This window comes from Paenibacillus sp. JCM 9796, from assembly GCF_055379675.1.
This window is the reverse complement of sequence record NZ_AP043723.1, coordinates 4,616,387-4,637,605: the sequence shown is the minus strand read 5'-3', so window position 1 is coordinate 4,637,605 and position 21,219 is coordinate 4,616,387. Positions and strand designations below refer to the sequence as shown.

At 57.5% G+C, this 21,219-nt stretch carries 19 protein-coding genes; 2 read left to right on the top strand and 17 right to left on the bottom strand.

Features of this window, described 5'->3' with window-relative positions; all coding sequences use genetic code 11:
- Nucleotides 1-52: 52 nt before the first annotated feature.
- The 8 genes from ACZ439_RS22330 to xylA form a co-directional block, all read right to left on the bottom strand.
- Nucleotides 53-985 carry a manganese-dependent inorganic pyrophosphatase gene (locus ACZ439_RS22330; protein ID WP_464620229.1) on the bottom strand — a complete coding sequence of 311 codons (933 nt, stop codon included), beginning with the start codon at nt 983-985 and terminating at the stop codon, nt 53-55.
- Between the two features lie 112 nt (nt 986-1,097).
- A complete protein-coding gene (locus tag ACZ439_RS22325; RefSeq protein WP_127607003.1) occupies nt 1,098-3,056 on the bottom strand; it encodes an ATP-dependent DNA helicase in 1,959 nt (652 codons plus the stop codon).
- A 160-nt stretch (nt 3,057-3,216) separates the two neighbouring features.
- The gene (locus tag ACZ439_RS22320) at nt 3,217-3,651 is read right to left on the bottom strand and encodes a MerR family transcriptional regulator (protein ID WP_054797518.1); all 435 of its coding nucleotides are present in this window, start codon (nt 3,649-3,651) and stop codon (nt 3,217-3,219) included.
- Between the two features lie 35 nt (nt 3,652-3,686).
- A complete protein-coding gene (locus ACZ439_RS22315; RefSeq protein WP_430104393.1) occupies nt 3,687-4,709 on the bottom strand; it encodes a medium chain dehydrogenase/reductase family protein in 1,023 nt (340 codons plus the stop codon).
- Between the two features lie 143 nt (nt 4,710-4,852).
- Complete coding sequence (locus tag ACZ439_RS22310) at nt 4,853-5,554, bottom strand: PIG-L deacetylase family protein (RefSeq protein ID WP_127607007.1); 702 nt, start codon at nt 5,552-5,554, stop codon at nt 4,853-4,855.
- Between the two features lie 39 nt (nt 5,555-5,593).
- Nucleotides 5,594-5,950 (bottom strand): aminoacyl-tRNA hydrolase, encoded by a 357-nt coding sequence (locus tag ACZ439_RS22305; RefSeq protein WP_127607008.1) that lies wholly within the window; start codon nt 5,948-5,950, stop codon nt 5,594-5,596.
- 72 nt (nt 5,951-6,022) lie between these two features.
- Nucleotides 6,023-7,513 carry a xylulokinase gene (xylB, locus tag ACZ439_RS22300; protein ID WP_054797531.1) on the bottom strand — a complete coding sequence of 497 codons (1,491 nt, stop codon included), beginning with the start codon at nt 7,511-7,513 and terminating at the stop codon, nt 6,023-6,025.
- An 84-nt stretch (nt 7,514-7,597) separates the two neighbouring features.
- Nucleotides 7,598-8,911, bottom strand: coding sequence for a xylose isomerase (xylA, locus tag ACZ439_RS22295; RefSeq protein WP_141336141.1), 1,314 nt, complete (start codon nt 8,909-8,911; stop codon nt 7,598-7,600).
- 161 nt (nt 8,912-9,072) lie between these two features.
- On the opposite strand from xylA, the gene ACZ439_RS22290 reads away from it, so the two are divergent.
- Entirely contained in the window at nt 9,073-10,251 is a 1,179-nt protein-coding gene (locus ACZ439_RS22290; RefSeq protein ID WP_141336140.1) for an ROK family transcriptional regulator, read from the top strand.
- A gap of 375 nt (nt 10,252-10,626) precedes the next feature.
- Here the strand turns inward: ACZ439_RS22290 and ptsP are convergent, their stop codons facing one another.
- Genes ptsP through ACZ439_RS22260 form a run of 6 tightly spaced genes read right to left on the bottom strand, consistent with a single transcriptional unit; the run spans nt 10,627 to nt 16,360 of the window.
- Nucleotides 10,627-12,393: a phosphoenolpyruvate--protein phosphotransferase gene (gene ptsP / locus ACZ439_RS22285; RefSeq protein WP_054797514.1), complete on the bottom strand. Its 1,767-nt coding sequence runs from the start codon at nt 12,391-12,393 to the stop codon at nt 10,627-10,629.
- 1 nt (nt 12,394) lies between these two features.
- Entirely contained in the window at nt 12,395-12,661 is a 267-nt protein-coding gene (locus ACZ439_RS22280) for an HPr family phosphocarrier protein (RefSeq protein WP_054797513.1), read from the bottom strand.
- Between the two features lie 55 nt (nt 12,662-12,716).
- A complete protein-coding gene (locus ACZ439_RS22275; RefSeq protein ID WP_054799973.1) occupies nt 12,717-13,181 on the bottom strand; it encodes a PTS sugar transporter subunit IIA in 465 nt (154 codons plus the stop codon).
- 33 nt (nt 13,182-13,214) lie between these two features.
- Nucleotides 13,215-14,603 carry a PTS fructose transporter subunit IIC gene (locus tag ACZ439_RS22270; RefSeq protein WP_464620228.1) on the bottom strand — a complete coding sequence of 463 codons (1,389 nt, stop codon included), beginning with the start codon at nt 14,601-14,603 and terminating at the stop codon, nt 13,215-13,217.
- Between the two features lie 34 nt (nt 14,604-14,637).
- Entirely contained in the window at nt 14,638-15,579 is a 942-nt protein-coding gene (gene pfkB / locus ACZ439_RS22265; RefSeq protein WP_464620227.1) for a 1-phosphofructokinase, read from the bottom strand.
- On the bottom strand, nt 15,572-16,360 hold the full coding sequence (locus tag ACZ439_RS22260; protein WP_141336135.1) for a DeoR/GlpR family DNA-binding transcription regulator: 789 nt from the start codon (nt 16,358-16,360) through the stop codon (nt 15,572-15,574). Before ACZ439_RS22260 ends, pfkB begins: the two co-directional genes overlap by 8 nt.
- A gap of 247 nt (nt 16,361-16,607) precedes the next feature.
- Here ACZ439_RS22260 and ACZ439_RS22255 point away from each other — a divergent pair, with 247 nt between their 5' ends.
- Complete coding sequence (locus tag ACZ439_RS22255; RefSeq protein ID WP_054797511.1) at nt 16,608-17,468, top strand: aldo/keto reductase; 861 nt, start codon at nt 16,608-16,610, stop codon at nt 17,466-17,468.
- 52 nt (nt 17,469-17,520) lie between these two features.
- Here ACZ439_RS22255 and ACZ439_RS22250 read toward each other — a convergent pair whose 3' ends face one another.
- The 3 genes from ACZ439_RS22250 to ACZ439_RS22240 form a co-directional block, all read right to left on the bottom strand.
- On the bottom strand, nt 17,521-18,513 hold the full coding sequence (locus tag ACZ439_RS22250) for an aldo/keto reductase (RefSeq protein ID WP_054797510.1): 993 nt from the start codon (nt 18,511-18,513) through the stop codon (nt 17,521-17,523).
- A gap of 366 nt (nt 18,514-18,879) precedes the next feature.
- Nucleotides 18,880-19,863, bottom strand: a complete 984-nt coding sequence (locus ACZ439_RS22245) for an aldo/keto reductase (protein ID WP_127607028.1) — start codon at nt 19,861-19,863, stop codon at nt 18,880-18,882.
- 333 nt (nt 19,864-20,196) lie between these two features.
- Complete coding sequence (locus ACZ439_RS22240) at nt 20,197-21,162, bottom strand: siderophore ABC transporter substrate-binding protein (RefSeq protein ID WP_127607029.1); 966 nt, start codon at nt 21,160-21,162, stop codon at nt 20,197-20,199.
- Nucleotides 21,163-21,219 lie beyond the last annotated feature (57 nt).

The window sequence follows — 21,219 nt, the reverse complement described above, 5'->3', positions numbered from 1 at the left end:
CAACGCCAAAAGGCTGCCGAGCATATTCGCCAGGCAGCCTTCGTGATGAAACTTACAGCTTGTTGAACGCTTCGGTCAATACCGGAACGATTTGCGATTTACGCGAGACGACGCCTTTCAGCAGCGCCTTGTTGTCGTCCAGCTTGACGTTGTACGCCTGCTCGACCGCATGAGCCGCGCGACCGAGTGCAAGTCCGACGGAATCGTTGTTCAGGATATCCGTCACGACGAATAAGAACAGATCCAGACCCTTCTCGGCGATAATGCCGTTCAGTGCCGCTTCCAATTCCGCTTGACGCACAAGCACATCGTTCGTGTCGACGGCGTTGACTTGCGCAATCTCAACCTTGTAAGCGCCCATTTGGAATTCTTTCGCGTCCAGCGAGATCAGCTGGGCGATCGTTTTGTCGCTCAGATCGGCTCCCGCTTTCAGCATTTCCAAACCGTAGCTCTCGGCGTTCACACCGGCGATCTCGGCCAATTCGCGAGCGGCGGCTACGTCTTCTGCCGTGCAAGTCGGGGATTTGAACAACAAGGAATCCGAGATAATCGCGGACAACATCAGACCTGCGATGTTTTTATCGATGGCTATGCCGTTTTCCTTGTACATTTTATTCAGGATTGTTGCCGTGCAGCCTACCGGCTCAGCGCGGTAGTATAGCGGATGGCTTGTCTCGAAATTCGCGATCCGGTGGTGGTCGATAACTTCGACAACGCGCACTTGATCGATGTCGTTAGCGCTTTGTTGACGCTCGTTGTGGTCGACCAGGATCACATTCTTCGCTTCGCCGGCTACCGCTTCAACCAAACGCGGCGCTTCTACACCAAATTGGTTCAATGCGTATTGCGTCTCCCCGTTTACGCTGCCCAGACGGACTGCTTCGACGTTTTGGCCTAATTTGGTTTTCAAGTCGGCGTAAGCAAGCGCCGAGCAAATGGTGTCGGTGTCGGGGTTTTTGTGCCCGAAAATAAGTGTTTTTTCCATGATACGGCTCCTTATGCGTGTATTGGCGAGAACGGCATCTCGTACTAAGTAATGCCCATACTCGATTATAACGTGAAATGCTCCTCATTCCAATGCCTTTACACAGATTTGTTTACACCATTTCGAGCGATTCCTTCAACCGGACAGCTTCCGGCAGCAATCCCATCACTTTCGCCCGCAGTTCCGGACTCTCGTGCAGCTCTTCGCTTAGAATGGCCACGAGGCCGCGGTCGTCACGGGAGCGGATCAGCCGCCCGATTCCCTGCTTGAGACGCAGCAGCATATAAGGCAAATCGACCTCTTCATACGGAGATGCCGCCGACTGACGCTTCGCCATAAACACCGGATCTTGAGGCGGCCAAGGCAGCGACCATACGATGACGTTCGACAGCGACGGTCCGGGCACGTCGAGCCCCTCCCATAAGCTGACCGCGCACAGCACGCTCAGTTCGTCCTGTTGAAACGACGAGATCAAATGGCTGATCTCTTGGTCGCCCTCGAACCAAAAGCGCATCGCCGCGCATTCCGGATAATAAGCGACTTCGCGTTTAAACCGCACCAGCTCGTCTTTGGACGGGAATAAAATAAGCGCCCTGCCTTCCGTATGCTCCAGCAATTTGACGGCGGTTTTCATCTTCTCCGAGAACGTCCCCCGGTAAGACCATTTGGGAGCGATAACTTCCATTTGATGCTCGTACTCATACGGCGAAGCGACGGAGAAAGACAAGTAACGCTCCACCCCGAGGCTGTCCGTCACAAAATCGAAGGAACCGTCCACGGATAACGTGGCGGAAGAGAACACGATCGGCATATTTGCCGAAAAAACCCGTTCGCGCAGCACTTCCTTCACGGTTCTCGGCATCATGACGAGAGTAAGTCCGTTCACGCTTTCCGTCGCCCAGCAAATGAGCGATTCCGGCTGCCCGAACAAGCTTAAAGCCTTCTGCATCATCTCCAGATGCTCCTCGACGATACGCAGATGGTAGGCGTTCAGGGTGTACAGCTCGCTCTCAAATACAAGCTCTTCCTCAATCGCCGTGAGAATGCTGCGGAACCGGTCCACCTCCTCAAGCAGCTGATCGCTCAAGACGATCTGCTTCCGGTCGGAGCCGGGGATTTCCCGGCTTTGCCGCTCCAGGACGCCGAACATCGCTTCGCTCTGCTCAATCGCCTCGTCGATCAGCACCGCGAGCGATTCGCGGATTTCTCCTTTTAACAAACGCGTAATCAGTTCTTCAAATACGACATGCTTCAGCTTGTAGGTCAGCGCCTTCTGGGCGGCCGACTCCAGCAAATGTCCTTCATCGAATACGACGGCGCAGTGGTCCGGCAGCAGCGGCAGCTGGCCTTCCCGCTTTCTTCCCTCATACGTCCACACATGCTCCATGTAGAAGTCGTGCGAGCAAATGATCAAATCGCCGGACCGCCGGTAGTGATCGCGGGAAAGCGTCTGCCCGCAGCGGTGCCTTTTGTCGCAGACGAAGCAGTCCTGAAAGGCGTCCCAGCCGATTTTGTTCCATTGCTCATCGTTCAGGTGCGGGTAAAACTTCCGGTCGCCGTAAGCGTAGAACGATTGCAGCGCTTCGTGCGTATGCACAAACTCCGGCAAGCTCTCGTACAGGTCCTTGTACATCTCGACATCCTCGTATCCGAATCTCGCCTCGTCGAGCTTGACCAGACACACGTACTGATCCGGCGATTTGCCGAGTCTGGCGTCTATGGCCATACCCAGATGCCGGGCCAGCTTGGCGATATCCCCCTCGGGCTTGACCAGCTGCTCGATCAACGATTCGTCGGCACAGGCGATAACCGCCGGCTTCTGCATATAACGCGCGTAACAGATCGCATACAATAAGTAAACTAGCGTTTTCCCCGTCCCTACGCCCGCTTCCGCGAAAATGGCCTGTTTCTCGGCAAACGCCCGTTCCAGCTGAAACGCCATATAAATTTGCTCGTCGCGAACCTCGAAGCCCGCTTCCGGCAATATATCGTAAAACACATCCGCGATCCATTCCGCAACCTGCTGAATGAACGGCTGCGAACGGTCGTAAGCAAAAGGATACCGCTCCACTATGATTTGGCCTCCATCCAAGTAAATTCAAGGAAGAAAACCATATTATCACACGATCCGCGTATAAAAGCAAAGAAAAAAGCAACCGGCCGCCCCTGGCAGCCCATTGCCTGAATGCCTGTTATTGCTCACGAATACATAGGCTTCTCCATACAAAGGCTCAGTTCAGATGTTGCTCTCCTGATCCTCTAAACTTTTCGCCTCGTGAAATAAGCACATCTGAATAAAATTCAATCTTCTCTCTGGTCAGGGCCATGATCTCCGATAGCTTAGCCTGCTGCGCCTCCAGCTCGGTGTAATGCTGCTGCAGAATGTCCAGGCGATTCGTTACGGCGTCCGTGAGATCCTCGTTCCCCGATGGAGCCCGATCCAGCAAGCAGCCGTCCTTGACGAAAATGGCGATATGCGCCAAAGACATGCCGGTGTCCTTCAAGCTCAACAGAAAGCGGATAAAGCGCAAATCCTCTTCCGAATATAGCCGGGCTTTGCCCGGTCCGCGCCGGGCCGGCTCAGGCAGCAGCCGGATTTTCTCATAATAACGAAGCGTATAAGCGGTAATGCCTAAGCGCTCCGCAGCTTCCCCCACCGTGAGCATCTTGTAGCCTCCTTCCACGGCTGCCCTATTTATCCTCACAAGCAGTCTACTATTATTTTACCGATTGTGCGGGAGGATTCAATAAGACGGTGGGCCTCGGCCGCCTCCTGCAGCGGGATCACAGCATGGACGACCGGCTTGATCCGGCCCTCGGACAACAGCTGCAGCAGCGCTTGCAGGTCCAGCCGGAACCACGACGGATGCTCTCTTTTCCATTGCGTGACGCTGTAAGCGGAGGCCAGCACCGGCTTCTCACTGTGCCATTGCCCCTGGGAAAGCCGGGACCAGTCCCCCCGGAGCCGGGACGCAGCTTCGGCATCCGGTCCGGCCGTTAAGACGGAGGTGAAGCCAAAACCAACTAAAGCACCGCCCGGTCTTAACGTTTGAGCGGATCGCCGCCAATTGTCCCCCCCGATCGGGTCGAAAACAGCATCCACCCCGTCCGGGTACCGTTCAAGCACGGCTTGTACGAAATCTTCCGACCGGTAATCGATTCCCATGGCGCCGTAACCGCGGACCGACGCTAATTTCGGCTCGGAGGCCGTCCCGATCATCGTGAGTCCAAGCACTCGTCCCAGCTCCAGCAGCGCCGTCCCGACCCCGCCGGCAGCGCCATGAACAAGGATGCGGCGCATACCCTCCTTCTTCACGGCGCGATGCAGCAGCTGATAAGCCGTCACATAATTCAGCACGAGGCAAACGGCTTCATAAGGGTCTATGGATGCCGGGACAGGAATCGCATCCTGCTCGCGAACCCTTACATACCTGGAATAGGCGCCGGTACCGTCCAAGCAAAAGGCCACCCGCTCTCCCGCACGTAAACCGGACACCCCCTCCCCTACAGCTTCAATTCGGCCGACGCCGTCGTAGCCTGGGGTAAAAGGAGGCTTTGGCCCTCCGGGATAAACGCCTTTTCGCCGCATCACATCGCCTAGCGCCACGCCTGCGGCTTCCACTCGAATCAGCACCTCGCCGGATGCCGGAGCCTGCAAGGGTTCATCCATCAACCGCAAGACGTCGGCTTCTCCGTAAGCCGTCACGATCACTCTTTGATTCATCGTTCATCCTTCCCTTCCTGATTGGATGAACCGATCATACAAGTTAGAGTCAACTCGAAGTCAATACCTGATTGCAACGCACAAAATCCCCCGAATTCGCTCATCCCTAAGCGTCATGGGGGGATTTCTCCTTGAATCTGAGATTATGAGTTCAGACGATCCGTGATCCACGTCTCCGTCCGCTTCGGCCATGCTTCGCCCCGCTCCCACGCCAACACGAACGCCTCGTAGCGGCGCTGCTCGGGGAATGCGTCCAGCGGCCCGAAATACCGCTCGATCGCCAGAGCTTGCGAATCGTGTGCGCGCAGGGCTGCCGCCTTCACCGGCCAATACGGCTCCGTATCGAGACGAAACGCGGGCTGAACGCCTTTCTCGGCAAGCGGAGCCGACAAAATATAATACAGCTTCTCTACGTGCGGGCACCATCCGTCCAGCACCGCCTTCGTCGCAATGCGCGAGATCGCCATATGATCGGGGTGGTAGTTGCCTCCGTCTTCGGGGAACGTCACGACGACCGGCGAACGGTGCCGGTTCAGAAACCCGGCGACGCGCCGAACGAACTCCGCTTCGTCCGCCTCCTGCAGCTTGCCGTCGGGATACGCGAGATGCTCCACCGCGGACAGCCCCAGAATTTCGGCCGCCCGGCTCATCTCCGCCTCGCGCAGCTCGGCAAGCTCCTCGTTGCTCAAGTGAGCGAACGCGCCGTTCTTTTTCCCGGCGTCTCCCTTCGTAGCAAGCAGCAGCACCGGGGCATTCCCTTCATCAGCCAGTCGCCGGATCAAGGCGGCGCTTAGGAACGTTTCATCGTCGGGATGGGCAAATACCAATGCAATCGGCTCGGTCATCTCTTTCGTTTCTCCTTTCTCAACGGCCATAAGCGCCCGTTATAACAACTTGAGTCCGGATACGCTCTGCCCGGCAATGCTTTTCTCCATCGGGGGCAGAACAACGACGGTTAACGAGCCGGAAGGCACTTCCGTATGACCCGCGTCCCGAATGGACAAATAACCTTCGTCCGTTAGGCGCAGCAGCTCCCGCTCGCTTCCTTTTAACACGATTTTTTTCTGCCCTTGATTCAGCCATGCCTGGTACGTTTCGTGAGAGCCTTGATCTTGAAGCAGCACGTGCAGGGTCATCGTGGTCGCCGCATGCGCGACCTGTGCGGCAATCTTCCCCGCAGACATCGACAGTTCTTCATTGACGACATAATATTGCACCAAATCGCGATTCGGAGACTGCATATCAAGGACTCCTCCCCATTAGTCATTTCCATTCCATTATAGACGGTTCGGGGAGGAACTCAAAATAAACGTTTACCGGTATGCCCGGAGGCGCTCGTTCATTTCCCGAGTGTGCGCATACACGCTTTTGTAAATCTCGAACAACCCGCGATACGTCTCCACGTTCGCCGGAATCGGCTCGAAGCGGCGATCATACGCAACGAACGATGCCGCGCATTCGCTTAAGGATGCGAACCAGCCGCAGCCGACGGCGGCCAGCATTGCCGCGCCCAGCGCCGGACCCTGCTCGTTCTTCAGCTTCACAACCGGCGCTCCGAAGATGTCCGCCTGCATCTGCAGCCACACGTCGTTCTTCGCGCCGCCGCCAATCGAAACGATCGTCTCCACCGCCATGCCCGCCGCCCGGAACCGTTCGAGCGACTCATTCAGCGAGAACGTTATTCCTTCCATCACCGCGCGGGTCAGGTGCTCCCGGCGATGCGAGCCGTCCAGCCCGACGAAGCTGCCGCGGATGACCGCGTCGGCATGCGGCGTGCGCTCGCCGACCAGATAAGGGGTAAACAGCAAGCCGCCCGCACCGGCCGGCACCTCCGCGACAAGCGACAAGAAGGAATCATAGCTTTCGTCCGGCGCTATCGTCTTCTTGAACCAATCCAGGCTGTAACCGGCCGCCAGCGTCACGCCCATCGCATAGAAGCCTTCCGGCTGCGCATGGTTAAAGAAGTGCAAAGCGCCCGCAAAGTCCTGCTCCCGCTCCTCATAGGCGAGGATCACGCCGGACGTCCCGATGCTGCACAGCGTCGCGCCTTTGCCGACAATGCCTGCGCCTACCGCGCCGCATGCATTGTCCGCGCCGCCGGCGAACACCTTCGTCGACGCCGCAAGCCCGGTTTGACCGGCTATTTCCGGCAGCAGGCCGCCGACATGCTCCATCGCTTCGGCAAGCGGCGGACACAGCTTCGGATCAAGGCCGAACGCTTCGCAAATGTCGGTACTCCACCGTTTGCCGATCACATCGAGCAGCAGCGTGCCCGCCGCGTCGGTTATATCCATGTGCAGCTTGCCGGTCAGCCGGTAACGCAAATAATCTTTCGGCAGCAGGAAAACCGCAGCCTTGGCGAACAGCTCCGGCTCGTGCTCCTGCACCCATAACAATTTGGGCAGCGTAAAGCCTTCAAGCGCCGCATTTTTCGTAATATCGAGCAGCCTGGACCCCAGTTTTGCTTCAATCGCCCGGCATTGCGGGGTCGTGCGCGTATCGTTCCACAAGATCGCCGGACGCAGCACTTGACCTTGTCCGTCGAGCAGCACCAGCCCGTGCATTTGCCCGGAGAAGCTGATTCCCTCCACCTGCTCCGGCTGAACGCCGCTCGTCTGGAGCAGCTCGCGCAGCGTGCCCAGCGTTTGCGTCACCCAATCTTCCGGGTGCTGCTCGCTGTACCCCGGCTGCTCATGCTGCAGCGGATAGGTTCTCGACGCTTCGCCGCAAATCATGCCCTTCTGATCGACAAGCAGCGATTTGACCGAACCGGTACCCAAATCGATGCCGATTACATAGCTCATGCTGGAATCCTCCCCGTCATTCGAGAAAAAAGGGACTGCAGCAGTCCCTTGCTTTCGTTATTCTTCATTCTAGTATACCGCTGCTTACACCGAGAACAGGTACTCGTTCAGCTGCGCTTTGATGAGCTCCAGCTTGCCGGATTTGTTGCGGATGCCGTCTTGGGCGAGCGCGTATTGCTCCAGCTTGCGGAAGTCCGTCGTACCGTTCACGATGTCGAGGCCGATACCGCTTTGGAACGAGCTGTAACGTTCGCTGACGATGTTCTCGAAGAAGCCGTCCTCGATCAATTTCGCCGCCACCTTCAACCCTTTGGCGAACGTATCCATGCCCGCAATATGCGCGTGGAACAAATCCTCCGGCTCGAACGACGATCTTCTCACCTTCGCGTCGAAATTGACGCCGCCGGAGCCGAGTCCGCCGTTCTTGAGAATTTCGTACATCGCTAACGTTACGGCGTACAAGTCTGTCGGGAACTCGTCGGTATCCCAGCCGAGCAGCAGGTCGCCCTGGTTGGCATCGATCGAACCGAGCATACCGTTGATGCGCGCGACGCGCAGCTCATGCTCGAAGGTGTGGCCGGCCAGTGTGGCGTGGTTCGCTTCGAGGTTCAGCTTGAAGTGTCGATCCAGGCCGTACTTCTGCAGGAACGCGATGGACGTCGCCGCATCGTAATCGTACTGGTGCTTGGAAGGCTCCTTCGGCTTCGGCTCGATCAGGAATTGGCCGGTAAAGCCGATTTCCTTCGCATACGCAATCGCCATATGGTAGAACCTCGCCAGGTTGTCGAGCTCCAGCTCCAGGTTCGTATTGAGCAGCGACTCGTACCCTTCGCGTCCACCCCAGAACACGTAGTTTTCAGCGCCGAGCTCCACGGCGGTTTCCAGACCTTTTTTCACTTGAGCAGCCGCATAGGCATACACTTCCGCATTGGACGTCGTCGCCGCCCCGTGAACGAAACGCGGGTTCGAGAACATGTTCGCCGTGTTCCACAGCAGCTTCACGCCGCTCGTTTTCATGTGTTCTTTGATTTGCGCTACAATGACGTCGAGGTTCTCGTTCGTTTCCTTCAACGAATGGCCTTCCGGCGCAATATCGCGATCATGGAAGCAGAAGTACGGGGCATCGATTTTCGTGAAAAATTCGAATGCCGCTTCAACGCGGACTTTCGCGAGGTCAAGCCCGCTGTACCCGTTCCACGGCCGAATCGCCGTATCCGCGCCGAACGGGTCGCTGCCGCCGCCGGTCATCGTGTGCCAATAGGCCACTGCGAAGCGAAGATGCTCCTCCTGCGTCTTCCCGAGCACGACTTCCGACTTGTTATAGTGCTTGAATGCGAGCGGATTCCGGGACTGTTTGCCTTCAAACTGAATGCGATTCACCGTATTAAAATAAGCCATGGATAAGTCCTCCTTATCGGTTGGAGATGAATTGGCAACGCTTTCCTTTATCCTAACACGCTCAACTTAGTTTGTCTAGTAAACAAAGTAAGTTGATGTTTTCTTTTTGTGAAAACGTGGTATGATGGAGAAAATCGACAACAAGTTCGTAAGGAGTTCGTATGAAAATTACCGGCGATCATCAGCTTATCAAAAAAATAAACACCTATATCGTGCTCGATACGATCCGGCGCGAGTTTCCGATTTCGCGCGCCGACATTTCGGCCAAAACCGGTTTGAACAAAGCGACGGTCTCGGGGCTTGTGAGCGAATTGATCGAAGCGCACTTCGTTACCGAAACCGGTCTCGGCGAATCGAGCGGCGGCCGCAAGCCCATGATGCTGCTGTTCAACCAACAAGCCGGTTATGCGATCGGCGTCGATCTCGGGGTCAACTACATCCTCGCGATGATCACGGATCTGAGCGGCGCGATCGTCAAGGAGAAGAAGATCGAGATCGCCGATCTCGAGGTGGAAGCCGTGACGGACAAGCTGAAGAGGACGATCCACGGTCTGATCAGAAAGGCGCCTCCCTCGCCTTACGGCATCGTCGGCATCGGCGTCGGCGTGCCCGGACTTGTCGACGATCAAGGGCGGGTGCTGTCCGCCCCGAACCTCGGCTGGGAGAACGTGCCGCTGCGCGACATGCTGCAGGCGGAATTCGGCCTGGAGGTGTCCATCGATAACGAAGCTAACGCCGGGGCGCTCGGGGAAAAAGAATTCGGCGCCGGTCGCGCCGTCTCGAACCTGCTCTATATCAGCGTCGGCATCGGGATCGGCGCCGGCATCATACTGAACGACGCGTTGTACCGCGGTGTATCCGGGTTCTCCGGCGAAGTCGGGCATATGATGCTCGCGCAGGACGGGCCCCGCTGCGGCTGCGGCAACCGCGGCTGCTGGGAGACGTTCGCCTCGGAGAAGGCGCTGCTGCTTCAAGCGAATAAGCTCCGGCTGGGCGACGAGCCAACGCCCCGCTTGCACGCGCTGCTGGCGGCGGCCAAACAGGACGTGACCGGGGTGCGCGAGCTGTTCGCGGACACGGGACATTGGCTCGGCATCGGGATCGCCAACCTCGTCAACGTGTTCAATCCAGCGCTGATCGTGATCGGCAACCGGATGTCGCTGGCGAGCGAATGGATCGCCGATAGCATCCACGAGTCGCTGGACACGCGCAGTCTCGCGTTCCACCGCAAGCACACCTCCGTCGCCTACTCGCAGCTCGGCATGGCATCGTCCGCGCTCGGCGCCGCATCGATGGCGATCGGCCACTTTTTCTCGAAGATGAAGGCGACTTGGGAGTAGCAGCGCCTCCGCACCAAATAGCTGAACGAGGATGCTCTATTCGCACTGAAGATCGGGTAACGTATGCCGCCATGCCAAAAACGCCGCCCCTCCGCCAAATTGGCGAAGGAACGGCGTTTTTGACGTGGACCAGCTGTTCAGGTCCTGCAAGCGGTGCCTCGCTTCCGGCAAACAGCATGCCGCTCGCACGCTGCATGCTCGCCGGACACCGCTCTGGAATCGAATTACAAATCATGATGTACACGCATTCCTATTCTCACCGGCAGACGTTTGCTGTTTTTACCGCAAAATACCGCATCGGGCGGGCCAATCTGCAGCTCCTTCAAGCTTTGCGACGCCCGCCCTGCATGCGCCGCCCAGCCCTTCCGACTCCGCCTAACCCGGCTGGCGCTGCTCCTCGGCCCCGAACTTCGTCTCGTAGAAATCCTTCGCCTGCCCGCGTACTTCCGCAGCCGTGTCGCTGTCGATAGCCCGCTCCAGCAGGGCGCGGCACTCCACGGCGTGAAGCCGGGACAATGCGAACTTTTGCTTGGCGACGGACGCCGCGTCCATGCTCCACTCGTCCAGGCCCATGGCCAGAAGCAGCGGGGCGGCAAGCGGATCCCCGGCCATCGAGCCGCACATGCCGACCCGCTTGCCTTCGCGGTGCGCAGCGTCGATCAAGCTGCGGATGGAGCGCAGCACCGCCGGATGGAAATAATCGTACAAGTGCGCGACTTTCTCGTTCATCCGGTCGACGGCCAGCGTATACTGCACCAGATCGTTCGTGCCGATGCTGAAGAAATCGACTTCCTTGGCGAACCGGTCCGCAAGTTGAATGACGGAAGGAATTTCAGCCATGATGCCAAGCTCAAGCTTCTCGTCATAGGCGATTCCAGCCGCCTTCAGCTCCTGCATCGCCTGCAAGGCCAGCGCCTTTGCCTCCCGAAACTCCTGCATCGAGGACACCATCGGGAACATGATCTTCACGCAGCCGAACGCGCTGGCGCGGATAATCGCCCGCAGCTGCGTCTTAAACAGCTCGCGTTCGTGCAGGCACAGCCGGATCGCCCGCATACCGAGGAACGGATTGTCCTCGTGCGGCAGGTCCCAGTAGGACAGCTCCTTATCTCCGCCGATGTCCAGCGTCCGAATGACGACCGGCTTGCCATTCCACTGCTCCACCATCCCCCGGTAGACACGAAACTGATCCTCTTCGTCCGGAAAGCCGTCCGCGTGCATGAACAGAAATTCGGTCCGGAACAAGCCGACGCCGTCCGCTTCTTCCGCGATCCCTTCGCGCATCTCTTCCGGCATGCCTGCGTTAACCGCCAGCTCCACTGTGGTGCCGTCCGCCGTGCGGGCCGGAAGCCCGCGATATGCGGACAGCTTCTCGGCTGCAGCCTGCTCTTGCTCGAACTTCTCACGGTAGCTTGCGGTCGTCGCGGCATCGGGACACACGATGCAGACGCCTTCCGTGCCGTCCAGGATCAGCTCGTCGCCATGCTTCAAGGCGGCGAACGCCTCTCCTGTGCCGACAACCGCCGGAATGCCGAGCGAGCGGGACAAGATTGCCGTATGGGTCGTTTGGCCCCCGATACGGGTGACAAATCCGAGCACGGTTCGTTTGTCGAGCTGCACCGTAACCGAAGGCGTCAAATCTTCGGCAACCAGGATGACCGGTTCTTGAATAAACGACAAATCCGGGTACGACACTTGCTGAAGATGCGACATCAGCCGTTCCGCCACGTCTTTAATATCGTGAATGCGTTCTTTCACGTACGCATTGTTCATTTTCTCAAACACCGCGCTAAGCTGGGCGACAACCGTCTCGACGGCTTTCTCGGGCGATGCCTGCTTGCGCTTAACCTGACTGACGATTTCACCATAAAACGCCGGATCGCTCAAAAAGCTCTTCTGCCCTTGAATGATCGCGCTCTTCTCTTTGCCCAGCGTCAGCTCCGACTTCGCGATGATCGCTTCCAGCTCGGCAACCGATTGCCGCTTCGCCTGCTCCAACCGCTCAAGCTCCGCGGGCACCTGGTCCGGCTCGATCCGCTCCGCGTAAGCGGCCCGCCCCTCTCCGGCCAGCGCATAAACGAATGCACGGCCGAAGCGGATACCTTCCGAAACGCCAATACCTTGAATGCGTAATTCGCCCATCCTACTCACCGAACCCCGACTCGAACAAGCGGGCGATTTCGTCCGCCGCCTTCTCCTCGTCCGGCCCGTCGGCCGACAGCTTGACTTCAGCGCCTTTCTCCAGCCCGAGCGCAATAATGCCGAGCACGCTCTTCAAGTTCGCTTCCATGCCGCCTTCCGTCTCCAGAAAAATATCCGATTCAAATTGTATGGCCGCATCGGCCAGCGTTTGCGCCGGACGCAAATGCATGCCCTCTTCATTGATAATCGTAAGTATTCTTGATTGCATAGGGTGAAACTCCTCTCCACCTGGTTCTTCTTACGGTGTGATCTTTATCGCTTTATTAAGAGAGCGCGCTTTCCAAAGTACGCAGCACGTCTTCCTCGGTCTTCGCTTCGCTCAGTTCGTTGCGGAAGCTTTCGTGAATCAGCTTCCGTGAGATCGACGCCAGAACGCGCAGATGCTCTTTGCCCGCTTCGGCCTGCGGAATCGCCAGCAGGATGATCAGTGACACCGGCTGCCCGTCAAGCGCGTTCCAATCGAGCGGCCGGGATAGCCGGGCGAATGCCAGCCCCGGCTTCACGACACCCGCCGATTTGCCGTGCGGAATCGCTACGCCGAAGCCGATTGCCGTCGACGCATGCTGCTCCCGCGCCTCCACATCGGCAAGAAACAGCGCCCGGTCGGTCACGTATTGCCCGGCTTCCATGCGGGCGGCCAGCTGTTCCAGGCAGTCTTGGCGGCTTGTCGCGTTCATGTCAAGGACGATCGTCTCGGTTTGAATCAACTCGTTTGCGTTTGCACTCATTTGTAGGTTCCTCCTGGTAATTAAAAGTTAAAGTTAAGCGACTTTCTTCTTCAACATCATGACCGAAACTGCGGTGATCACCGTACCGACGGCGATCGCTGCGGTATAAGCCGCCAAATGCGTTACGGCGTTCGGAATCGTAAGGACGAAAATTCCGCCGTGCGGCGCCTGCAGCGTCGCGCCGAACACCATCGACAGCGCTCCCGTTACCGCCGAGCCAAGCATAATCGAAGGGATGACACGCAGCGGATCGGCTGCCGCGAACGGGATCGCGCCTTCGGTAATGAAGGAAATGCCCATGACGGAAGCTACTTTACCCGCATCGCGCTCTTCCTTCGTGAACTTGTTCTTCGCGATCAGCGTCGCCAGCCATAAGCCGAGCGGCGGTGTCATACCCGCAGCCATGACCGCCGCCATCGGGCCGTATACTTGGCTCGCCAGCAAACCTACGGCAAACGTGTAAGCCGCTTTGTTAACCGGTCCGCCCATATCGAAGGCCATCATAGCCCCAAGCAGCAGCCCAAGGAAAACGGCGTTGGTCGTGTTCATGGCGGTTAACCATTGCGTTAAAGCGTCCATAATCGATTTAACCGGCGTTCCAATTACGTAAATCATAAGCAAGCCAACGATAAGCGTAGATAAGACCGGAATAATCAGAATCGGTTTGACGCCTTCAAGCGTCTTCGGCAGTTTAACAGCCGTCTTCATCCACTGGGCGATGTATCCGGCTAGGAAACCGGAAATAATCCCCCCCAAGAAACCCGCGCCGAGCTGACTGGCCAGCATGCCGCCGACAAGGCCTGGCGCCAGGCCGACCCGGTCGGCAATAGAGAAGGCGATAAAGCCCGACAGAACCGGTACCATCAAAGCGAATGCCGCGCCGCCGCCGATGCTCATCAGCGCTGCAGCCAGCGTTCCTTCTTCCTTAAAAGCGTTGATGCCGAATATGAACGACAGCGCGATAATAATCCCGCCTGCAACGACGAGCGGCAGCATATTGGATACGCCCGTCATCAGGTGCTTGTAAAAGCCTGTACGCTTCGCGCTGCGCTCCTGCTTCGCCCGCTCGACCTTTGCGGCATAGTCAGCGCCGCCTGCCGCAGCGCTTGGCGATACGGCCTGCATCGAAAGTGCTTCCTCGATAAGACCGATCGGATTTTTGATGCCTTCGGCAACGCCCGCCTTCACGACCGGCTTGCCGGCGAAACGCGATTCCTCCACGTCCGTATCCGCCGCGATGATAATCGCATGCGCCGCTGCGATTTCCTGCTCGGTGATTTCGTCCTCCACGCCAAGCGCGCCGCGTTTCTCAACCTTCAACTCCACGCCTTTCTCTGCGGCCGTTTTGAGCAAAGACTCAGCAGCCATATACGTGTGGGCAATTCCGGTAGGGCATGAAGTAACCGCCAACAATTTTTTCATAGGAGATCCCCCTTCAAGATATAACTTCGTTTCCTTACAGAGCTTGAAGCTGTACCTGATTCACATGCCTTTCAATTTCTTCGAAGGTGCTTACCTGCGTTCCCGGCTTGCTTGCGGTTAACGTCCCAGCCGCCGCACTCCAGCGCGCCAGCTCCGGGAGCGGACGGTCTGCGAGCAGCGCGTGCGCCATGACGGCCACCATCGAATCTCCGGCTCCGACCGTGCTGAGTGCCTCGATCGGGAACGGACGGACGCGGTACGTTTCCGTTTCATTCATGACGATCGCGCCCTGCGCGCCCATCGAGACGAGCACAACCCGGATGCCCCGGTTCAGCAGGGAACGTCCGGCTTCGACGATATCGCGATCCGTCTCCAGCTTTGCGCCCACCAGCTGCTCAAGCTCGAACTGATTGGGCTTCACCGCATACGGGATGGCTTCGATCCCCGCAGCCAACGCCTCGCCGTCCGCATCCAGAATCGTCTTGACGCCGAAGCGGTGCGCCGTCCGGATGTAATCGTAATAGATCTGCGTATCGACGCCTTTAGGCAGGCTGCCTCCCAGCACCATCACTTCCGTTTCCGCGAGCAGCGCTTCCAAATTTTGATTCAGCGCTCTCAACGCTTCAGGAGCGATGTCGAAGCCCGGCTCATTAATCTCCGTCGTGACCCGCTTCCAGGTGTCCACCAGCTTCATGTTCGTGCGCGTTTCCCCAGCCACCTCAACGAATTCCGTGCGGATGCCGATTCCCTCCAGCTCCCGCCTGATGCGCGAGCCAAGCGTACCTGCCAGAAATCCGGCCGCGGTCACGCGAACCTGAAAGCTTTGCAAAATGCGCGCCACGTTAATCCCTTTGCCGCCGGGATCAAGCCGAATTTCTTCAGCTCGGTTCAAGCCTCCGACCTGGAGGGAGGGTAATAGCACCGTTTTGTCCATCGACGGATTTAATGTGACCGTTACCACCTGTTGTCTACCCATCTCCGAGCTCCTTCCCGGCCTCAACCGCATAAACCTCGATCCCCCGCGCCGTTAATGCCTCCATGAATTCACCGGGCATTCCGGCATCGGTAATACAGACGTCGATGTCGCTCCAATCGGCGAAACGCGAGAAGCTGACCTGATTCGCTTTACTGCTGTCGCTAAGCAGAATGACGCGGTCCGCGCGGCGAATCATTTTGCGCTTAATATCCGCTTCCATCAAGTTCGGCGTCGTCAGTCCTTCCTTCAAATCCATGCCGTTGGTCGCCATGAACGCTTTGTCAACCTTGATCATGTCGAGGCATCTTTCGGCGAACGGACCAACGAGCGACATGACGCCAGCGCGGTAAGCGCCGCCCAGGACAATGAGCTCGATGCCGAGAGGCAGGTTGACGTCTTGAGGCAAAATGATCGAGTTGGTCACAACCGTCAACTTCTGAAACGCTTCCAATTCGCGAAACATGTAGTACGTCGTCGTGCCTGCATCAAGCAATATCGTGTCGCCGTTGCGAATCATCGCCGCCGCCTTCGCCGCAATGGCTTTCTTCTCAGCGGTGCGGGAAATTTCTTTCTCCGAGAAAGACGGCTCGAACATGACGCTTTTCACGGATATAGCGCCTCCGTGCGTACGCTTCAGCAGCCCGGCCTCCTCCATCTCCCGCAAGTCCCGGCGGATCGTGGATTCGGAAACTTGATACAATTCGCATAATTCCTGCACATCGACGCTTTTTTTCTCTTCCACTAACGATAAAATATTATTTTTTCGTTCTTCTCCGAACAATGGGTTCGCCCTCCGTTTGCTTGTTTGTGGACGATTCGATCACAAAATCGATCGTTTGTGATCGTTTTATATATATAACGATTATAAACGGTCATATTTTCGCTGTCAATCGGTCATTTTGGGAAATCATGTAAACATTCGCGCGCATCCAAGCATTTCCCCTCTCCCCTGTTGCTTTCTCGAAGAAGATAGGATAGCATACGGACAACACCCATTTTTTTCAAAATAATTGAAGGAGTGAGTACGCTTGGAACAACGGGATTTCGGAGCGACCGGACGACGGTTTCCGCTCCTCAGCTTCGGCGCGCAGCGCATAGTGGACGAACACGGCTGCACGGAAGAAGAAGCGGTTCGCATCGTTAACCGTGCCATCGACGAGGGCATCACCTACTTCGATACGGCGCCGCGCTACTCCAACGGGCAGTCCGAAGAGCGGCTTGGCCTCGTACTGAAGCATCGCCGCAGTGAGGTGTGGGTCGCAACCAAAACGAACGACCGCACCCGCGACGGCTCCTGGAAGCTTCTGGAGGCTAGCTTGAAGCGGCTGCAAACGGACCGCGTCGACGAATGGCGCCTTCATAACATCATGACGTTCGAAGAGCTGGAGCAATGCTTCGCCAAGGGCGGCGCACTCGAAGCGCTTCGGGAAGCGAAAGAACAAGGGCTCGTCGGCAAGCTCAGCATCAGCGGACACACGAATCCGCGTGTCCAGCTCGAAGCGATTGAGCGGTTTCCGTTCGATAGCGCGCTTGTCGCGCTGTCTGCGGCGGACCATCTCATCTACAGCTTTGCTCACGAATTTCTCCCCAAAGCGCAGGAGAAGGGCGTCGCAGTCATCGGCATGAAGGTGTTCGCCCTCGGCAAGCTGGCGCCTTGGTACGAACAAGCGCTTCGTTATACGCTTTCGCTGCCGATCTCGACCGCAATTGTCGGCATGGAAACGATGGAGCAGCTGGAACGAAACTTAAGCGTCGCCCGGAGCTTCCAGCCGATGTCCGACATCGAACAGCTCGAATTTTTGAAGGAAATCGCGCATCTGGCCACACCGGACGTGCTTCGCTGGAAAGCAAGCGCGTGGATGTCCGGTGAATGGCATCACAGGCCATAACACGACTTCGCCCTCCGACCGTTCAGTGAACGTTCGGAGGGCGTTTTCGATTTTAGCCTTTCAAGATATTGTCTATCTGCTGAAGCTCCTCGTCCGTAAAAGCCATATTGGCAAGCGTACCGACTGCGTCATCGATTTGGCTGACTCTGCTCGCGCCGATCAAGGCGGAGGTTACCTTTCCACCGCGAAGCACCCAAGCGAGCGCCATTTGCGACAGCTTTTGCCCGCGCCGACCGGCAAGCTCGTTCAGCTGGCGCGTCTTCGCCATCACCGCTTCGGTCAGCTCTTCCGGCTTCAAGAAGATACTAGCCCCGGCGGCTCTGGAATCCGCGGGGATGCCTTGGAAGTAGCGGTCCGTCAGCATCCCCTTGGCAAGCGGCGAGAACGCGATGCAGCCGATCCGCTCTTCCTCCAGCACGTCCAGCAGACCTTCCTCGATCTTACGCTCCAGCATCGAATACCGCACTTGATGAATCAAGCAGGGCGTACCCAGCGACTTCAAGATCGCGGACGCTTGCCGTGTCTGTTCCGGGGAGTAATTGGAAAGCGCCACGTATAACGCCTTCCCCTGACGAACAACAAGGTCCAACGCGGCCATCGTTTCTTCCAACGGTGTCTCGGGATCCGGCCGGTGATGGTAGAAGATATCGACGTAGTCCAGGTTCAGCCTTTTCAAGCTTTGATCGAGGCTGGAAATCAAATACTTCCTGGACCCCCAGTCGCCGTAAGGCCCCGGCCACATGTAATAACCGGCTTTGGTCGAGATGACCATTTCATCCCGCAGATGCCCGATATCTTGCTTCAAAATCCGCCCGAAGGTTTCCTCCGCCGAACCGGCCGGCGGCCCGTAATTGTTGGCCAAATCAAAATGCGTAATCCCGAGATCGAACGCCCGGCGCACCATCGCGCGTCCGTTCTCGTAGCTGTCGCCGCCTCCGAAATTGTGCCACAGGCCCAAGGATATCGCCGGAAGCTTTAACCCGCTAGCCCCGCTCCGATTGTAAACCATCGTCTCGTACCGTCGTTCATTTTCCAAATACCGCATCTGCTCACTCCCCTTCGGATTGAATCCTTCTATTGTATGCCAAAGCGCGCGGACAAGCCAAGCTATTTGGCGACGACGGCTGCATCCCCGGCAGCCCTGAGGTCGTTCCCGCGATAGACGGGCACTGTTCCTGTCCGCAAGCGGGCGAAATGCCGAACGGTCTCCCGGCATCGAGATCCCGCATGGCGGCATTCCTATGTACTGCATGACCGACGAAGACCAGCAGGCGATCAAGCAGCCGGCGGACACCATAGCCCAGTCCCCCCTACAGCAAGCAACCGCCCGGATCGCGGACGGTTGCTTGCTGTACCCGGAGAAGACTCCGGTTTCCGGTTTCAGTCATGGCTAAAGCTTGGTGTATCCGGTTTAGTAAGCTCCGCGAATAAACGCATGGACTTCCTGCTCGTAGAAGGCGCGCAGGCGCGCAAGCTCCTCCTTCGAAAAAGGCCTTGCGCCCGAAGCGCCGAGATTGTCCTCCACCTGCCGTACGTTCTTAAAGCCCGGAATGACGCAAGTGACGTTCGGATTCTCAAGAATCCAGCGCATGGAAGCCCGCGCCATATTCCCGCGTCCTTCCGCGATCCATGCGAGCTTCCGGGACAGCGCTACGCCCTTGTCGAACGGCAGGCCGGCGAATGTTTCACCAACGTTGAACTGCTCGCCGTTCGCGTTGAAGCTGCGGTGATCGTCCGCCTCGAATGTGCTGCTCTCCGTAAATTTGCCGGTCAGCAGACCGCTCGCAAGCGGAAGTCGCGCCAGGATGCCTACGCCCGCTTGCTTCGCTTGCGGGAACAGCACTTCGGCCGGCTTCTGGCGGAACAGGTTGAAGATGACTTGCAGCGCTTTGACGCCGGGGACGCTCAGACAGAACAAGCCTTCCTCCACCGTTTCGACGCTGACGCCGAAATGGCGGATTTTTCCTTCCTGCTGCAGCTGGCGCAGCACTTCGAACACCTGACCGTCCTGCAGCACGGCCAGCGGCGGACAGTGAATCTGATACAGATCGATCCGCTCGCGGCGCAGCCGTTTTAAGCTGTTCTCACAGTAAGCGCGAACCGATTGCTCCGAGTAAGTAGCCGGATCGTGGATGTCGCCGGCGCGGCAAAATTTCGTCGCGATGTGGATGTCGTCTTCCCGGCCGCGAGTCGCTTGCGCGAGCAGTTCCTCCGCGTGTCCGCCGCCGTACACATCCGCCGTATCGAAGAAGTTGACGCCCGCTTCCATCGCGCGCTCCAAGCCCCGTATAGACTCTTTGTCGTCCTTCTGACCCCAGCTTCCGCCGATGGCCCATGTGCCAAAGCTGATTTCGCTGACCCTCAGTCCGGTATCTCCCAATTGACGATAATTCACTCGGTTCCCCTCCGTTATTTCAAATGGCATTCGATGCGCTCCAACGCGCCGGCCGAAAGCTTGATGGCCGACGCCTTCGCGTACTGCTGAACCTGCTCCTGGCGGGCTCGCGCCGATAAGCGCCAGTCTTATTCATTGTACCATGATTCACCCATTCCCAGCCAAAAATTACCTTCTTATTATCCGCGCCTGCCGGCTCCACAATCGTCCGAACACCCACCCGCTCGTCCGCAGCGCAGTTCAACAAAATCGTCTCCGCACCGAACATTTCCGGCACTTCCGCACATGCCAAAGAGGCCGGGAGCTAGTCCCGGCCTCGGCCTTCCAATCCAATTACTTCAAGCCTTTCTCCACCTCTTGCACCATGCCTGCAACGGAGACCAACCCGCCGCCCGACAAGTACCAGTAGTTCGGATCGAGGTACACGATATTACCATCCTTGAACGCTTTCGTATTTTTCACCAGCTCGTTCTCAACCACCTGCTTGGCGGCCGCGTTACCTGAAGCAATTGCCGCATCGCGGTCGACGACGAACAAGTAGTCCGGATTTTTCTCGGCGATGAATTCCGGTGAAATGCTTTGGCCGTGCGGCGTCGAAGAATCGATCTTGTCGTCCACCGCTTTGAAGCCGAGCACGTCATGAATGAGTCCGAAACGGGAGCCTGGGCCGTATGCGCTCAATTTACCGCCGGTAGCCAGTACGATCAGCGCATTCTTGCCGCTGGCCGATGCAACGTCTTTCACTTTCTTCACCGTCTCGTTCACTTTCGCGAGCTCTTGATCCACAGCTGCCTGCTTGTCGAACACATTTCCGAGCGTCTTCATGTTCTCCGTGAACGAATCCATGTAACGCTTGTTATCGACGCCCACAAACACCGTTGGCGCGATCTTCGAAAGCTCGGCATAAGCGGCCTGCTGCCGTCCGGAGATGAGAATCAGATCGGGGCCGATCGCGTTGATTTTCTCGAAATCCGGCTCGGTCAAGCTGCCGACGTTCTTATACTTCGCCGCATCTTTATACTTCTCCAGGTAAGGCGGGATGTTCGCTTGCGGCACGCCCGTCACTTCGACGCCGAGCTTATCGAGGGAATCCAGAACCCCGAAGTCGAACACCACGACCTTCTTCGGATTTTTCTTCAGCTTCGTTTCGCCGAGCTGATGTTTGATCGTCAGCTCTTCGACTGCCGGCGCCTTAGCCGGCTCCGACCCGGTCGTTTTGGCCGCTTCGCCGGCGTTTGACGAACCGTTCGTTCCGCACGCGACGGCAAATACCGCCATCATCACAACAAGTACAAACATGGACAACTTTCTTCTCAATTTGCTCACCTCAATAAATTTTTTATATATAAAATGATG

Coding starts and splice junctions, on each gene's coding strand:
- xylB (WP_054797531.1), bottom strand. CDS start 7,513: ATGAGCTATGTAATCGGCATCGATTTGGGTACCGGTTCGGTCAAATCG.
- ACZ439_RS22270 (WP_464620228.1), bottom strand. CDS start 14,603: ATGAAAAAATTGTTGGCGGTTACTTCATGCCCTACCGGAATTGCCCAC.
- ACZ439_RS22320 (WP_054797518.1), bottom strand. CDS start 3,651: ATGCTCACGGTGGGGGAAGCTGCGGAGCGCTTAGGCATTACCGCTTAT.
- ptsP (WP_054797514.1), bottom strand. CDS start 12,393: ATGGGCGAATTACGCATTCAAGGTATTGGCGTTTCGGAAGGTATCCGC.
- xylA (WP_141336141.1), bottom strand. CDS start 8,911: ATGGCTTATTTTAATACGGTGAATCGCATTCAGTTTGAAGGCAAACAG.
- ACZ439_RS22250 (WP_054797510.1), bottom strand. CDS start 18,513: ATGCGGTATTTGGAAAATGAACGACGGTACGAGACGATGGTTTACAAT.
- ACZ439_RS22315 (WP_430104393.1), bottom strand. CDS start 4,709: ATGAATCAAAGAGTGATCGTGACGGCTTACGGAGAAGCCGACGTCTTG.
- ACZ439_RS22290 (WP_141336140.1), top strand. CDS start 9,073: ATGAAAATTACCGGCGATCATCAGCTTATCAAAAAAATAAACACCTAT.
- ACZ439_RS22330 (WP_464620229.1), bottom strand. CDS start 985: ATGGAAAAAACACTTATTTTCGGGCACAAAAACCCCGACACCGACACC.
- ACZ439_RS22310 (WP_127607007.1), bottom strand. CDS start 5,554: ATGACCGAGCCGATTGCATTGGTATTTGCCCATCCCGACGATGAAACG.
- ACZ439_RS22280 (WP_054797513.1), bottom strand. CDS start 12,661: ATGCAATCAAGAATACTTACGATTATCAATGAAGAGGGCATGCATTTG.
- ACZ439_RS22305 (WP_127607008.1), bottom strand. CDS start 5,950: ATGCAGTCTCCGAATCGCGATTTGGTGCAATATTATGTCGTCAATGAA.
- pfkB (WP_464620227.1), bottom strand. CDS start 15,579: ATGGGTAGACAACAGGTGGTAACGGTCACATTAAATCCGTCGATGGAC.
- ACZ439_RS22275 (WP_054799973.1), bottom strand. CDS start 13,181: ATGAGTGCAAACGCAAACGAGTTGATTCAAACCGAGACGATCGTCCTT.
- ACZ439_RS22240 (WP_127607029.1), bottom strand. CDS start 21,162: ATGTTTGTACTTGTTGTGATGATGGCGGTATTTGCCGTCGCGTGCGGA.